The organism is Seohaeicola saemankumensis (assembly GCF_042678485.1).
GTDB classification, from domain to species: domain Bacteria; phylum Pseudomonadota; class Alphaproteobacteria; order Rhodobacterales; family Rhodobacteraceae; genus Seohaeicola; species Seohaeicola saemankumensis.
Window position 1 is genome coordinate 294,608 of the sequence record NZ_JBHTKR010000004.1, and the last position, 14,819, is coordinate 309,426.

12 protein-coding genes are annotated in these 14,819 nt (G+C 52.9%); 6 read left to right on the forward strand and 6 right to left on the reverse strand.

Going from position 1 to position 14,819, the window contains the following annotated elements:
* Window positions 1-168: 168 nt before the first annotated feature.
* A complete protein-coding gene (locus ACFQ3C_RS11085) occupies window positions 169-1,359 on the forward strand; it encodes a tyrosine-type recombinase/integrase (protein WP_380791677.1) in 1,191 nt (396 codons plus the stop codon).
* Window positions 1,360-1,475: 116 nt separating this feature from the next.
* Here the strand turns inward: ACFQ3C_RS11085 and ACFQ3C_RS11090 are convergent, their stop codons facing one another.
* The gene (locus tag ACFQ3C_RS11090) at window positions 1,476-2,630 is read right to left on the reverse strand and encodes an MraY family glycosyltransferase (protein WP_380791679.1); all 1,155 of its coding nucleotides are present in this window, start codon (window positions 2,628-2,630) and stop codon (window positions 1,476-1,478) included.
* 658 nt (window positions 2,631-3,288) lie between these two features.
* Between ACFQ3C_RS11090 and ACFQ3C_RS11095 the strand changes: the two genes are divergently transcribed.
* The 4 genes from ACFQ3C_RS11095 to ACFQ3C_RS11110 all read left to right on the forward strand — a co-directional run bounded on the left by ACFQ3C_RS11095 (window position 3,289) and on the right by ACFQ3C_RS11110 (window position 8,774).
* Complete coding sequence (locus ACFQ3C_RS11095; protein ID WP_380791681.1) at window positions 3,289-5,646, forward strand: polysaccharide biosynthesis tyrosine autokinase; 2,358 nt, start codon at window positions 3,289-3,291, stop codon at window positions 5,644-5,646.
* A gap of 381 nt (window positions 5,647-6,027) precedes the next feature.
* A complete protein-coding gene (locus ACFQ3C_RS11100; RefSeq protein ID WP_380791683.1) occupies window positions 6,028-7,116 on the forward strand; it encodes a Hint domain-containing protein in 1,089 nt (362 codons plus the stop codon).
* A 1,184-nt stretch (window positions 7,117-8,300) separates the two neighbouring features.
* Window positions 8,301-8,450, forward strand: coding sequence for a hypothetical protein (locus ACFQ3C_RS11105; protein ID WP_380791685.1), 150 nt, complete (start codon window positions 8,301-8,303; stop codon window positions 8,448-8,450).
* Window positions 8,451-8,504: 54 nt separating this feature from the next.
* Window positions 8,505-8,774, forward strand: a complete 270-nt coding sequence (locus tag ACFQ3C_RS11110; RefSeq protein ID WP_380791687.1) for a hypothetical protein — start codon at window positions 8,505-8,507, stop codon at window positions 8,772-8,774.
* Window positions 8,775-9,445: 671 nt separating this feature from the next.
* On the opposite strand, the gene ACFQ3C_RS11115 is transcribed toward ACFQ3C_RS11110, so the two are convergent.
* The 5 genes from ACFQ3C_RS11115 to ACFQ3C_RS11135 form a co-directional block, all read right to left on the reverse strand.
* The gene (locus ACFQ3C_RS11115) at window positions 9,446-10,240 is read right to left on the reverse strand and encodes a hypothetical protein (RefSeq protein ID WP_380791689.1); all 795 of its coding nucleotides are present in this window, start codon (window positions 10,238-10,240) and stop codon (window positions 9,446-9,448) included.
* Window positions 10,241-10,552: 312 nt separating this feature from the next.
* Window positions 10,553-10,945, reverse strand: a complete 393-nt coding sequence (locus tag ACFQ3C_RS11120) for a VanZ family protein (protein WP_380791691.1) — start codon at window positions 10,943-10,945, stop codon at window positions 10,553-10,555.
* Window positions 10,946-11,136: 191 nt separating this feature from the next.
* Window positions 11,137-11,313, reverse strand: coding sequence for a hypothetical protein (locus tag ACFQ3C_RS11125; RefSeq protein WP_380791693.1), 177 nt, complete (start codon window positions 11,311-11,313; stop codon window positions 11,137-11,139).
* A gap of 278 nt (window positions 11,314-11,591) precedes the next feature.
* Entirely contained in the window at window positions 11,592-12,350 is a 759-nt protein-coding gene (locus ACFQ3C_RS11130; protein WP_380791695.1) for an enoyl-CoA hydratase/isomerase family protein, read from the reverse strand.
* 248 nt (window positions 12,351-12,598) lie between these two features.
* Window positions 12,599-12,877: a UPF0149 family protein gene (locus ACFQ3C_RS11135; protein WP_380792133.1), complete on the reverse strand. Its 279-nt coding sequence runs from the start codon at window positions 12,875-12,877 to the stop codon at window positions 12,599-12,601.
* A gap of 459 nt (window positions 12,878-13,336) precedes the next feature.
* Here ACFQ3C_RS11135 and ACFQ3C_RS11140 point away from each other — a divergent pair, with 459 nt between their 5' ends.
* A complete protein-coding gene (locus ACFQ3C_RS11140) occupies window positions 13,337-14,584 on the forward strand; it encodes a glycosyltransferase family 87 protein (protein WP_380791697.1) in 1,248 nt (415 codons plus the stop codon).
* Window positions 14,585-14,819: the final 235 nt, after the last annotated feature.

A 14,819-nucleotide genomic window follows, 5' to 3' on the forward strand; every position in this document is an offset into this window, starting at 1 on the left:
GCCCAGGAGAAACCGTTCCAGAGTGTTCCACTTCATCCCATCTCGTCCCATGGCGTATCTTTTTTTCGTTTTCTATCAATAACTTGCAATCAGTGTTGTCCAAGGGTATCCCATCTTAACCCAAGCGATCTCAAGCTGCCTTGGGGGACAGATTGGGGGATAGACTACATGGCAAAACTCTTCAATGCCTCGATCAAGGCAGCTGCTGATGGCAAGTTGCAGGATGGCAGAGGTTTGATCCTCGTCAAGACAGGAGAGACAGGCCGCTGGGTTTTCCGATACTCCCATCTCGGTCGGCGCCGTGAGATGGGTTTAGGTTCATGGCCTGTTGTCACACTGGGAGACGCCCGCAAGCAGAGAGACAAGTGGGCTACTATTCTCGCTTCTGGCGAGGATCCAATCGATGTCAGAGACGCCGAGAACCAGGCGAAGAAGGAGAAGTTCGAACGCGACGATCCGACATTCGCTGAATTGGTCGACCTTGTATTCGAAGCCAAGAAGGCTTCCCTGCGTGGGGATGGAACCAGAGGCAGATGGCGCAGCCCCTTGGCCCTTCACATGATCCCTGTATTTGGAAGCAAAGCAGGATCTAAAATCACTCAGCGACATCTGGTTGAGGCGCTTCGACCGATCTGGAAGACAAAGAACCCCACGGCCCAGAAGGCGATTAGAAGAACAGGTATTGTTCTCAGGTCCGCCAAGCTGATGGGGTTCCCGGTGGATCCAGATATAACAAGATCTGCAAGAGAGATATTGGGAGTGGTTCACCACAACACGCAGCACGTGCGCTCTGTACCATGGCAGGAGGTCCCGGAGCTCTACAGCAGTCTTCCTTCTTCACTTGGTGGAGAGTGCAACCGCTGGATTATACTCACTCTGGTTCGTCTAGAGGCTGCCCGTTGTGCGCTGGTCTCGGAAGTCGATTTCGAGAACCGCATCTGGACGGTCCCTGCTGAACGCATCAAGGGCCAACTGGGCAAAACTCAGGATTTCAGAGTTCCTCTTACCCAACCTCTCATCGATTTGGCGCTCGCGCGAAAGGAGATGGGGGTCGATCAGATTTTCCCAAATATCAATTTCACAGGCTCAGTCAGTAACACGGCCATCGGAAAGGCTCTAGCAACGGTGCAAGCACCCGGAAGCGCGCATGGATTCAGGACATCTTTCCGCACCTGGGTTCAGGAAACCGATGCTTGTTCGTATGACGTAGCGGAAATGGTTCTTGGGCACAGGGTTGGTGGAATTGTCGAGCGTAGCTACGCTAGGTCAGACCTCTTGGACAAGCGTAGAAAGGTCATGGAAGCATGGACGCGCTTTGTCACAAAGGGACCCGAGCTTATTAGTAATCCAGAACACTAAACGTACTTTCCGATGAGGTATCGGCGCTTGGACGCGTTTAATGAAGGGTCCGGAGCTGGCCATTTAGCATGCTAGTCGCAGTCTAGCTGGCGTTAGCAAGAAGCCGCCTTGAGGAATCACTGATCCACTTGGCTTTTCCGCATCGGGACATTGTCCGCTGAACCCACCAGAGATTGCAATTTAAGCATGTACGGACGGCGTCTGGCAGGCACGTTCTTGATGCCCAGAATATAGCTGAGAGCGAAAAGGGCTGAGAAGGCACAGAGTGCGAAAAAGGCTTTCAACGGTTCATCCCAGAGCATGACGCCAGCCACGACAGGCAAGGATGCCATCGGAAGTATAACCAGCGTAGCAAGCGGGTTTGCGATGTGGCGTTTATCTCGTCCAACCAAAGTGATCTCCAGGGCGCGCATCACAAGTTGGTGGTAATGCAAACGGTCTGGCATGTCTGTAGGCCGTCCGGCCCGACGTCTGCGATAGATTGCAAAGAAGGTGTCCGCGATGGGCCAGAAAAAGATCAGAAGTACGGCCCAGGTAGTCAAATCAGGCACGCGGATGAGTAGGGCGATCGAGAACCACGCCAGCAGGTGCCCCAAGGCATAGGCTCCAACATCCCCCAAAAATATTTTGCCCAGTGGAAAGTTGAAAATCATGAACCCTAGAAGGGCCGCCACAAGCATCAGCTTCATTTCGACGAGTGAACCATGACCTGTCTGCGATGCAATCGCCGCCAGGCCGAGGGCTGTGATTACGCCTACTCCTGAAGCCAGGCCGTTCAGGCCATCAATCAGGTTGAATGCGTTGCAGATACCGGCACAAGCGAAAATGGTGAAAAACCAGGCAAATGGTGCCCAGACCATCAAGTAATCCAGACCAGGCATATCCGTTCGTGGCAACCAGACTCCCAGCAGAATGATGGCAACTATGGAAGACAGAGCCGCAGCAAGCAGCCGCCAAACTGGCCGGATATGATAGCCAAGATCTTCCGCAAGTCCGGCTATCACCACGGGCAGAACTGAAAGGGTAAAGAGCCAGAATCTGGAGTTGATATCTGGAGGAACGAAGGCCGCAATCGGCAAAAGACATACAACGAGCGTGATCCCTCCGATTCTCGGGGTAGGGCGTTTATGCGCTGCCTGCACGGCGCCAGAATCGGCACGTCGCTCAATAAGGGGCATGTAGTAATCACGCGTGAAAATGATCAACGCGCAGACAGCTACAGAGGTTGCAAAGACGATCAGTAGATCTAGGCTAAGGTTCTGTAAGTACATGTCATCTCATACAAAAATCAAAATTTGGAAATCAAAATCATTAATCTCACTAACCTCAAGCGGAGTCACCGAACGCCGGTGGTGTCCTGAAGCTGGGTTTATTAACAGTTGTGTTAGATGCAGCCTAAGGTCGCCGCTAGACTGACTTGAACGGTAATTTCAGGCCGGGTATTTTCAACCTATGTAACGCAAACATTTTGCTTTCTGCAAGTGACAGTTGAGCGCATGTACGCCGCACTTTTTCAGGAACGGGTAGACTTTTTCGGGCGGCAGTTTGTTACTCACAAAAACCCGGTGGTTGCGCCTTGTCCTAGATCAGGTTTTTGACAGAGTTCTTTGACTCCATATCCTGGCAGTAGTTTCAATGGTCTCGGTTTCTCAGCCTTGCAGCAAAGCAGAAAACTCCCAATGACACCCGCCTTTGTACGCTCGCTACGAACCGACCGTGCGGACGGTCATTTGCCTTGATCCTTTACTTAGGTGAGTACAAAAGGTCGCTCTGGTAATCGAAAATCAATCACAGGATGTTTATGCCCTTGAACATGTGGCAGAACCATCAAGGTCTAGATGTGGGCGCGAGAAATACGTATGCCACAAACAAACAGGCGCAAAACCAACTCTTTGCCGAGGCAGGCGGATGGGTTTGAAGGAGAAGCAGATGGCCATGAAGACCCCCGTCTCGACCTCGAAACTTGATGATGACGAGATCGACATCGGTGTACTTCTTGCGCGTCTCTGGGCGGGTAAACTGTGGATTGTCCTTTTCACCACACTCGCAGCCACTGCTGGCCTGATTTTCGCTCTCGGGACGCCCCCGACATATCGGGCTGATGCGATGTTGCAGCTCGAGGAAAAGACAGGACAGCTGGCTTTGCCTGCGGCGCTGACAGAATTGACCAGCAGCGATCCGCGCAGCGTGACCGAGATCGAGATCCTGAACTCCCGTATGGTCCTCGGTCAGGCAGTTGCGGATGCCCATGTCGACTGGAACGTGACACCACGCCGTCTTCCCATGGTTCTTACCGCGCTGGCCAAGGTTGGTGCGCCGATCCCCGAAAATGATCTCCTAGCTGCCTACGTGCGCGAAGGTGAGCAGATACGTCTTGATCTCCTTGAAGTACCAGCTCGCTGGATTGGTAGGGACATTCTTCTGAAAGTCGGGCCGGATGGACGTTTCACGCTACAGTTGCCGGATGGGAGTGCCAGAGAGAGTCAGATCGACGAAACCCTGACCGAGTCTGAGCTTGGTTTTGCCCTGAGAATTGGGGTCATGGAGGCTGTCCCAGGGCGTGAGTTCATTATCCGCCACCTCAGTGAGAATGCCGCTATACGCAACCTCAGAGGGCGCCTGGCTGTTGCCGAACGTGGCCGGCAGTCCGGTATCCTAGAGTTGAGCCTGACGGGTCCTGATCTTGAGGGTACCGAGCGGACACTCAATGCGATCACACAAGCCTATTTGCGCCAGAATATCTCGCGCTCGGCTGCGGAGGCAGAAAGCAGCCTTGCCTTTGTCGAAAGTCAAATCCCGGCAGCGGAGGCAATGATCCAGACGGCTGAGCGCGCTCTTAATGATTATCGCCAACAACAGCAGGCAATCGATTTGGGGTTTGAAGGACAAAGCCTTCTGACCCAGATCAGTGGCCTCGAGGATCAGCTACAGCAGTTGGTCGGCGAAGAAGAAACGCTTGCTGAGAGGTACACGCCCAATCACCCGGCCTATCAGCAGCTTCTCAGCGAAAGAGCGCGGCTTGAGGAGCGGCTTGAGCGGCTCAGGAGTGACGTTGCAAATCTGCCCGAAACGCAGAGAGAAGTCCTCAACCTCACCCGTGATTTCGAATTGGCGCAGGAAGTTTATCTGGAGCTTCTGAACCGGGCGCAAGAACTGCGTGTCATGCGGGCCAGCACGATCGGAAACGTTCGGATCGTGGATACCGCGACAACCGACGACAGACCGGTCGCTCCACGGCGGGCCCGTATTCTGGCGCTCAGTCTCGTGCTGGGGGCCTTTGCAGGAATAGGCTTCGTTCTGATCCAGAATGCTCTGCGCAGAGGGATCCAGAGTGCCGAAGAAATCACCAGTCTTGGCCTGCCGGTTTTCGCAACGATCAATCTGAATGACAAATCCGCCAAGAACACCAAGAGAACCGGAAAGCTTCCAATCCTCTCTTTGACGGATCCGAATGACTTGACGGTTGAAGGTTTCAGATCGCTACGCACCAGCCTTCATTTCGCTATGCTGGATGCTTCGTCCCGCTCGATCACCCTGACTAGCGCGGCGCCTGAGGCAGGAAAATCCTTCACTTCGGTCAACTTGGCAGTGGTTGCGGCGCAGGCCGGACAAAGTGTCTGTCTCGTCGATGCAGACCTGCGGCGCGGTCACCTGCGGCGATATTTCGATGTTCCCAAGGCGCATCTCGGACTGGGGGATTACCTGGCAGGTCGGGCGACACTCGACGACATTATCATTCAAACAGCTGTCCCCGGCCTATGCTTCATTTCGACAGGCCGGTTCCCGCCAAACCCCTCCGAGCTTCTGATGCGCGGGCGATTCAGGGATTTGGTGACAGAACTCGATAGCCTCTTTGATGTGTCGATCTTTGACTCACCGCCGGCACTCGCGGTAACGGATCCCATTATCATCGGTAACGCGACAGGCGCGACCATCGCCGTGATCCGCTTCGACAAGACAACGGCCAATGAGATCGAGGCCGTTCAGCTCCAGCTTGAACAAGGCGGGGCAAAATTGTCGGGGGCTATCCTGAACGGTTTTGATCCCCGTCGCGTACAAGCAGGATACTCTTACGGATATAGCTACCGGTATGAATATCAGCGCAGTGAAGAGCCAGTTTCGCTTGAGCCAGAGATGCCTCAAAGAACGGTTTTCCTGCGTTCGGCGTCAGGATCCGTACCGCAAGCTTCTGAAGAGGAGGCTTCAGCACCACTTGTGCTTAATGAAGACGCCCGAGTTTCCTCAAGCCAGGCGTTTCCTTTTGTCAAAAACACCGGGCGAGGATGAGTCGAACCGCCTGAGGCGTCTGAGTTTGACTGCCTTAAACAGCCTGCGATACCCACGGCTATCAAGCTACGATCGCTTTTTCGCCGCGCGGAGAGAAGGCTTTCGTTAAGCGGCGTCTTAACTGCCCAGAAGCTGATAGGTGTTTGTTTCAGACGAGCTCGGCGCAGCGTCTGAACTCATCAGCCTTTTCAAAATACACCTTGGACAATGTGAATCCGGAAGGTCTGTCACCAGCATGGAATGGTCACAGATTGTCATCAGATTTGCCATATTTCATAGGCACTCTCGTAGAAAATGAAGATCAATTCCGAGGGGCGGCAAGACAACATGGATGTGCTTGCTGCTGCTGGATCTACGAGGCAAGGCGCAAGCTGAAATATGGTGACAGATTTCTTTGCACGTGTGGACAGTACGTCGGCAAATAACCCGGCACTGAACCTCACTGGAGAACCGGCCGTTGCAATTACGTTTCTGGCGGAAACTCCGGCGGGTGGGCTAGGTGACCTGTTGCTGGAGCAAGATCCAACCGGCGGTGCCGACGCCGATACACAAGTATCGATCAACGGGGTTAGCTACAGTTTCACTGTCGATTTTTTTGGAACTTTGCCAATTCGAAGCAATGATGGTGCAAATCAGGTCCCTGAGCAGTTTCGGGGCGAAGATGTCCTGAGGATTACAGTTCAGGATTATCCAGCCCCAGGGGCGACGACCCATCTCTCTTTCATGCCGTCACTGCAGGCCACGCAGGCAGAGATGGATGCCTTCGGCAATGGTCGGATATCTGTACAGAACCTGAGCTTTGATTTTGAGTCTATCCCCGTCTGCTTTGCGGAAGGTACAAGACTCTTGACCCCGCGCGGAGCTATAGCCGTCGAGGATTTGCGCCGAGGCGATTTGCTGCAAACTTTGGATAGCGACTTCCAGCCTATCATATGGGTCAGCAACAGCTCTCACCAATGGCCGGGTTCAGACGACAAGCACAAACCGGTTTTGATTGCCAGAGGGGCTCTTGGTGGCGGTGTGCCAATAGCTGATCTTACCGTGTCGCCACAGCACAAGATCTACTTCGACTGCACGGAGGCTTTGGAACGATTTGGCACGACACAAGTTCTGGCTCCCGCCATTGGCCTTACCAAACTCCCAAAAGTCCGACAAAAAGCAGGCGTGAAGTCAGTGACCTATTTTCACGTGCTGCTCCCGCGTCACGCCATCATTTTGGCCAACGGGGCATATTGTGAAAGCTTCTACCCCGGTCGCTCGGCTTTAAGCATGCTGAGCTGGCGCCAGAAGGCTGAGTTATTCCGTCTGTTTCCAAAGCTGCGTGAAAGCCCTGAAACAGGATATGGAGACATGGTGCGGCCCAGTCTAACGAAGCGCGAGGCTGAAACCATGTGCCAGGCTCTGCGTGACAGTCATGCACTGGGCGAAGGTTCCAGCCTGGGATCTGGCATGGGGCGTGCCAGTCTCTAACTATCCTTGACGCTTACCGATTGATCACAACGAGGTCTCCGTCAGGGACCGCCATACCAAACCATTGAACAAATGCAGATTTATCGAACTGCGCCTACAAAGCCGCTGGATCAAGCACGCCAAAAAGGATATTTCTTTCGTATGCCTGATCCGCATCTGTAGGGAATACCTCTATTGAGGTTCCTTGCCAGCGGTCGACATCTAACATCAAAACAACGCTCTCAGGATCACGGAGATCAACCGTGCTTTAATCCGGTGCTATGCCGTTTTGGTTTGGAACCAAGTCTTGTCCAGAAACGGTTTTCCCGCGCCTCTACTTATGACGCCACGCGGTAGCAACGCTCTCCCCTACATTTCGAGAATGTAAGAGGGCCAAGTCGGCTTCAGGACTGGCTCCCTCTACGTCTCTGCCCACTCAGGGAGAAAACCCACCCCATCAGGAGGTTGCAGCTATGAGCCCCGGGTGGGGCAAGCCCACTTATACACCTGTTTTCTGATACGTCAACAATAAAACAAACGTTTGTTGAATAAAGTTCCAACCCATTCTGTTGACTAAACCCTAACTCGATTTCCTCTCTCAGTTGCTAGGCTCGAAGTTCAGATGAACTTGCTTCGACATGGGCAGACAAGCTTATGAAACGGCAAAAAATTCAGCTTAGCCTGCTGAACCAGCCTAAAACCTGACTGATCTCTTCGCGAGATCGACGATCGCAGCGGTCAAATTTTCTGACGTAATTCATATACTTGAACAACTCGACTGACGGCCGGGCTATCAGTCCGCGTAACTTGCTAAATCCTGATGGTAACTTTGTGAACCAGTCCAGCAAGTTCCCGAACCGCTCTTGGAAGTTGGAAATTTGGGTTATAGTCAAACTTCCATTTTGGCCTGTTTTGGGGGGTTAGCCTTTAGGTGCTCCCCTCCGATTTTGGCCTGAATCAGCTTTTTAAGTTTTAGGTCTGAACCCAAGGCCAACTTGATCTCAAGTTGCTCCAAGTTCATCGAAAACCCAGAGAAAACAAGACTTTGAAATTGCGGGGAACTTGGGACTGTTCACGATGAAGAGCCTGATAGGCCTTAGGCCGGGTTTAGGTGGGCTTACAAGCTGCGGTCGATCAAGGTGGCCCAGCGTATGCTCAGGGATCACCCTCTGCGTGCCCTCATAGCCTCTGCTGGCTCACCGCTGGTGCCCCAGATCCCAAGGGTGGATGTGGGCTCGCCGGTCTCGGACAACGCCCTGAGCGTCATTGCTGAGGGCCGTGCGGGCTATACCATCGGGCCGGGGATGCTGTTCTCAGCGCCAGGTCTGCACCCGGTCCTTGGCATGATGTATTGAGGGGATTGCACCACATAAAAAACTCCTCGGCAGCCTGGCTCACCTTTAGATTGAATGGTAATCGAGGAATGCTACTCTGCGGGTTGTCCGGGCGGGCGGTTCGTCAGGTTGTTCAAAGGTGTTGCCTCTGCGGCCCAAAGCCTTTTCGGCAGAAAAAATGAGTTGGATCTGGATGAGAGCCCTCTTCTTCCTTTGTTTCGTCCTGCTGGTGCTCACCTTTGCGTGGATTTCTTCAGGCTGATTGCTTTAGCCAAGGAAACCCGCAGAATTTCATATGCAGATTTCAAGGCCAGGCTGATCGTCTATAATTATTCAATCGACTAGGTCTGAAGGAGCCGAGAAGACGCGCGAAAACGAGCAGCAGACGAATTGCCTACTGTTTTTGGGCCGCGCAGATGCTGCATGATTGTCTTTTCGGGCCGCTTCTGGCTGGCGAATTAAGCCGGCCTGGAGCCGATGTTCCCAGAGAGAACTTTAGATCAAAAAACGAAAGACAGATGGAAATGGCACCCACCGGTCTTTCAAAGATGATCCGTCACCGTGCTCGTATGAAGCTGCCTCGGGTCAGATCTATTGGTATCTAGGCAGAGCCGCTGCTGTGCAGGGTCATCTACCTCAATCAGCCATTGCCTTAATTCGTCGGGGTTGCTTGAACCTGTGCAATCATAGCCCGTATCTGCGATGGCGTTAGACCGAGTGGTGCATGTAGGTCCGGCCGGCCGAGTACCTGCGTCAGTGTATCCACCGTACGGGCCTTGAACGGTCCGGTCATTGTCGACGGTGGATTGTTGATGACGACCGAGGCCAAGGCCTGTGCTGCCCGCGCCTGTGTCGGCGTCACCGTATTGATAATCGTGACAGGCGGCGGTGCCGGTGGGGGGGCAGGAACGACAGGTGTGGGCGAGGCTGGCTTGGAGCCAGCAAATGCGCCTGTCGCGCCCAGCGAAATTGCAGCGGCAAAAGCCACGATGTGGAAGATGCTTTTTTGGGTCATGTCAGCGTCCAAACAGGTTGAAGGAATAGCCAAGGTCGATGCCAAACACTGCATCATCGCCCTCGTCGAGGTCACGCAGCGAGAAGTTAACGGAAGCTCCTTGAAGCGCGGAAGGGAAATAGCTGGCCCCAATAATTGGCGACTCGCCTACGACGCCTGCGCTCACGGCCCAGTCAGGTGCCAAGCTCAGGCCGAAGCCCGCGATGAGCCCGGTGTCGCCATCACGCGTCAGGCTTGAGCCTGCGCCAATTGTCGCCATGACCGGCCGACCGTTGATGCTATAAACAAAACTGGCAGTGGCAGTCCCGGACACGTCGTTGTCTTTTGAGTCACCCCATCCTTCGATGTCGGAAACAGTCACGGCAACCGAACCAGTACCTCCAGCGAAAGAAAATTGACGGTTTGCGCCCACGGTAAAGAAACCTGACTCACCGAAGTTGCGAAACGATGTGTTCACGACGCCGAACTCGAGGGCTACCGCATTGACAGGGTCGCCAAAGCCCACCGAAAAGGCTGTGGAAGCATCGAAGCGTGTGCTATCTGGGTCACCGCGCTCAGGACCATAACTTCCCGAGAAGGATAAAGAGGCGGTACCGTTCGAAAGTCCGAAGCCCGAGGGAACCGCGGCGATACCAGCCCGCCTGCGAACGTCGCTCGAAAACGTCTCTCCAGCGAGTGCAGCCTCCAGCTCCATCACAAGTGGCTCAAGCTCTGCCTCTGTCTGCGCCTGGGCGGAACACGCGAGAAAAGCTGCGGTAATCGCAGTACTTGCATACAGTTTTTTGAATACGATCATTATCTACACCTATGTCTTTCTGCTCGTTGTCATGGGCATTTGAAGTGCCGCGTTATTTGAGAATACAGTGGCACTCTGTCGGTCAAAAAATCAACCAACTTAGTCAACCTAAAAGCGAAACGTTCTGAAAATGTGTTCCCTAGGCTACCCTTTAATCGATTCGAACAGTCGGCTCTGACAGATCGTAAAACGAGCAGGCTTGCGGCGACCTTTGCATTCTAGGAGGTTGGACATTTGCTCAAGGTCAGCGTGATCGCTTTGATCCGACCGTTAAGGTTGCAGTGTGAGCCTGTATTGGCCGGCATCCCCCAACTAGCGTATCTCGTCCCGATGGCCTTTCTGTGGCCGAAGTAGAAGTTTGGCAAGAACACGTCCGACAACCAGTCCAAACAAAGCGCCGATAATATCTGCAATCAAATCACCCCAGGTTGCGGAACGGCCCACACTTGGTTGGATGACTTCGATGACGCCTCCAAACAGAATGGCGAAGACCAGCACCTGTCCTGAAAGACGAATATGAAGAAGAGCACTGGGAAAGGTCAGGGCGGCAAAGGCGATCAGATGATAGAGTTTGTCGCTATCCTTGCCGATAATCTCGGGTCCGGTCATAGGCGTCAGTGTCAGTCCTGCAATCGCGAGCGCGATGATCACGGTTGAAACCAAGGCCAATCGAAAGCGGATTTGAGCGCTACGCATATTTTCCATCAAGTTCCCGCATGTCACCGTGATACTGATTTCTGACATTGAAGCACCATCGACGTGAAAAGCGCATAGTCTGCATGTAGAAGGCAGCTATGCGGATGCCATTTTCGAGGCCGGGTTAAATCTCCCTACCCCGAAACTTTGGGCGCAGCCTTCCCCTTGTCATGATGCTTGGTTCGCGATGACAGGCTTGATTACTGAAAAATCCAGTTGATCACCCCGACGAATACAGCTGCCAACATCCAGATGATAAAGACCTCGTGCAAGGTTTGGAGGCTGGTATAGCGGACCCACAACGGGTCGGACTTGGTAAAGGCCATCAAAGTATAGACGCAAGCACCGGTTCCGGTGATGCTGCGAAATCCGAGCATTTACTAACCTCATGTTAAAAAATCATTTTTTCAAAGTCTGTCGAATAAAACGGCAAGCACTCAAACTGCGCAAATCTTACCCGAAAGTATATGCGACTTCCGGAAATGCACAACTTTATCGTGCATGTCAGGAGGAAAAACGAGTACACCGACCAAAATCTAATCGTGTACAGAGGACTCGGACCAATTCGACCGCAAGTCTTTTACGGGACCACGCATCCAGATCCACAGACTTAAGGGCCATCAAAGAATTGCGCGAATGTGGCGGGAATTGAAATTCAGAGCATCTTGCGCATTGCGCTCTTTGTCTCGGGCCCGAACCAGCGCCGGTCGCTGTCTTGCTTGAGATGTTCCATGCCAGCCTTGATCACCGCGATGGCTGGCCCGCGCATCTGGGCTTTGACCCGGGCATATGTGGCCCCCGGGATCTCGGCCAGTTCGCGGGCCTTGGCGACGGCGGCGTCCTTCACTTCCTTGGCTTCGCAGACGTAATCGATAATGCCCTCTGCAGCGGCATCGGTGGCAGACATGGGCTGCCCGGTTAGCATCAGCCGGCGCAGGCTGTTCGGGTCAAGCGTGGCCCGCGCGATCTCGAGGGGGCCCACCGGGAAATCGGCGCCCACCCGCACTTCGGCCAGGCCGAATTTCGCATTGGATCCTGACACCCTCCAATCCGCGGCCAGAACGAAGAAAAATCCACCTGCGATAGCCGATCCGGTGATAGCCGCCACCAAGGGCTTGGGAAAAGCGAATTGGGTGAGAAACCCGATATTGAGAGCATCGACGATGGCATTTTCGGCCGCACGGTCGAATGCCTGGGCCTCTCTGAGGTCAAGACCGGCAGAGTAGACCTTGAACGCGCTGCTGAGGACTACAGCGCGCACGGTCTGATCGGCGGCTAGTTCTTCTAGCGCGGATGCAAATTGCATCAGGAACGATGCGGTCAGCGCATTAACTGGCGCGCGGTTCAAAACAACCTCAACCAAGCCCTCTCCCAGGTCTTTCCGTATGATCTGAGCAGACTCTGTATCAGGCATTTGCCTCTCCCTGCGGCATGAGCGCCGCGATGACTGCGAGTGAAGAACGAGTTCAGCTTACTGTCTTTTCCAGAACTGGAAAATACTAGCCACAATTGTCGCTATGGCGTCAGCAGCTTCGGCCAGAGCCTCTTGCAATCTCTGCTGCGTCATCCCCATCAGAGAGTTGCCATTGTCGTCCATCAGATGCGCGCAACAATCTGGTTTACCAGATACACATCAGTGCCGGTCTCCGTAAGTCTCAGCCATTATTTGAGACGTAGGGCAACAGCCTGCATAACGCCCTCACACCAATCCATCGCAATCACATGGCCTTCATGGGCCTGCCAGAAGATGGGTTCGACTATTGTGGGATCAGCCACCAAGTCTTGAGCAATTCCCATGTGGAGGTCAGCTATGTTGCTCAGAACTAAGCGAGGGACAGACTCTGGGTCTCCACCGATTGCCAAGGGCATCCATTCTTCGGATGGGATGGTCACCGTGGAGCAGATGACACCATACAGAAAGCCATCCAGGTCAGCAACTATACTGGTGCAGCCGCGCTGCTAAGTAGCCTGCCCGAGGCCGACTGTGCGCCAGTTGACCTAGGCTATGATGTGGATCGCTTCCGCGATGTCTTGAAAACAAGAGCCTCAGGTTCTGCATCCCGGGCCAGTAGCCCCCCCGGCAAGCCCGTCAAGTAAGACACGTCCCGCCAAAAACGTTGCGACCGGATCGATACCATGTTCGGCCGGCCAAAGGATTGGCGGTGGGTGGCTACCCTTTACGACACTTGTCTGGAAGTCTTCCTGTCCGCTGTCGCTCTTACCTTAGCGGTCACGCTTTGGTTTGGAGGCCGGACTCTAGGCCGTTGGGCATTTTTGCAACAACCTAAAGATTAAAAATCTTTTCATATACAACCCAGAGGAATCCTTGATAGAGAATTCCTAGTAGGCACTCTCTCCTTTGAAACAAACAATTTCAATATCAATTCAATATTTAGCATCATGATTCAAGGCAAAACATATACTTTTGACATCAGACTTCCTACGAAATGGTTTCTGATTATCTCAATGATTCTTCTTATATCTTTTACCGCGGTTGAATTCGCTGCTCCAGAACTATTGGGAAAACCAGTAGCGTTCGTAGATTTCCATGTATTCCATTTAGTAGGTGATTACGTCAGTCAGGGAATTGCAGTGCAAGCCTATAACTTCGATGCTTTCCAATCGCATCAAAATATTTTGAATCCCGGCGAAGAAGGCTTCATGCCTTGGACCTATCCACCGCAGTTCAATCTTTTGATGGCAGTACTGGCTCCATTGCCGCTTTGGCTCGCTTATCTTCTGTTCACGTCATTAAGTTTGGGAGTTTTCTTGTTTGTTCTGCGCAAGCTGGATGAAGATAATTTCTTCTTGCTACTGATTTTCGTGCTTCCAGTTATTTTTGTCACAATTCGCTGCGGTCAGAATGGCTTTTTGACTGCGTCGCTGATCGGAATATTCTGCTTGCTGTTGCTTAAAAATAAGGACTCGGCCGGGCTTCCCCTTGGGTTAATGGCCATCAAGCCGCATTTGGTATTTGGAATTGCTATTCTTGTCCTATTAAGGAAAAAAGTCGGCGTACTCGCTATAGCAGTGGTTGTTACAAGCTTGGCTGCTGTATCTTCAAGCATTGTACTCGGCGAAGAAATTTGGCTCGCCTTTTTAAAGAGCGCTGCAGATTCAAGCACATTTCTAAGAGAAGCCCAGTATCCATTGTTTCGGATGACTTCGGTGTATGCTTGGATACGCAGTTGGGGTTTTGAGGCAAACGTCGCATTTGCTGCGCAAATTGTAACAGCTGTGGTTGCGATTGGTGGAGTTGTTTGGGTACATTTCAACGGTTGGGAAACTCGCCGTATACTCGGTTTAGCCGTTCTGGCGTCGCTTTCGATAAGCCCATACAAATATGACTATGACCTGTGCAGCCTCGCAATTGCGCTTGCGCTTCTGATGCCGGATATTGCGCGTTTTGCAAGTCGCAGCGAGATGATTGCGCTTGCTTGTGCATCATGGCTTGCTACGGGGTCGGGAATGATTGTTTACGCTCTACCTAAGAAGACTATTGCGAGCCTTGAAACCTGGACACAGGTCGGGGTGGTGCCGTCAGTTGGCGGAATATTTTTCCTTGGGGTTGCTGGCTTGCTGATCCGATTGGCAAAGGAAGGACAGCGTAATTCTGTTGATCACAACCTTATGGCTTCTAAGGTTTAAGGATTAGACACAGAAGCCCATTTCCCTACTGTTCGTCGTCTCACAGGCGCCATGCTTAGTTCTAGCGAAATAGGTTGCCAGTTTCGTCGTGGACGGTCAGCTTGCCAAAACTCTGGTTCAAGTATCGGCGTCCCTTCCTCGGTTTTCCCTGATCAAAGTTTCACTCGCATTGAGCTTTGAAGGGGGCGAACATAGCCGCGGAGTGACCGCCCTCTTTAACTTTGAATGAGAGCAC

Coding starts and splice junctions, on each gene's coding strand:
- ACFQ3C_RS11090 (WP_380791679.1), bottom strand. CDS start 2,630: ATGTACTTACAGAACCTTAGCCTAGATCTACTGATCGTCTTTGCAACC.
- ACFQ3C_RS11120 (WP_380791691.1), bottom strand. CDS start 10,945: ATGGAAAATATGCGTAGCGCTCAAATCCGCTTTCGATTGGCCTTGGTT.
- ACFQ3C_RS11110 (WP_380791687.1), top strand. CDS start 8,505: ATGGTAATCGAGGAATGCTACTCTGCGGGTTGTCCGGGCGGGCGGTTC.
- ACFQ3C_RS11140 (WP_380791697.1), top strand. CDS start 13,337: ATGATTCAAGGCAAAACATATACTTTTGACATCAGACTTCCTACGAAA.
- ACFQ3C_RS11095 (WP_380791681.1), top strand. CDS start 3,289: ATGGCCATGAAGACCCCCGTCTCGACCTCGAAACTTGATGATGACGAG.
- ACFQ3C_RS11085 (WP_380791677.1), top strand. CDS start 169: ATGGCAAAACTCTTCAATGCCTCGATCAAGGCAGCTGCTGATGGCAAG.
- ACFQ3C_RS11125 (WP_380791693.1), bottom strand. CDS start 11,313: ATGCTCGGATTTCGCAGCATCACCGGAACCGGTGCTTGCGTCTATACT.
- ACFQ3C_RS11130 (WP_380791695.1), bottom strand. CDS start 12,350: ATGCCTGATACAGAGTCTGCTCAGATCATACGGAAAGACCTGGGAGAG.
- ACFQ3C_RS11115 (WP_380791689.1), bottom strand. CDS start 10,240: ATGATCGTATTCAAAAAACTGTATGCAAGTACTGCGATTACCGCAGCT.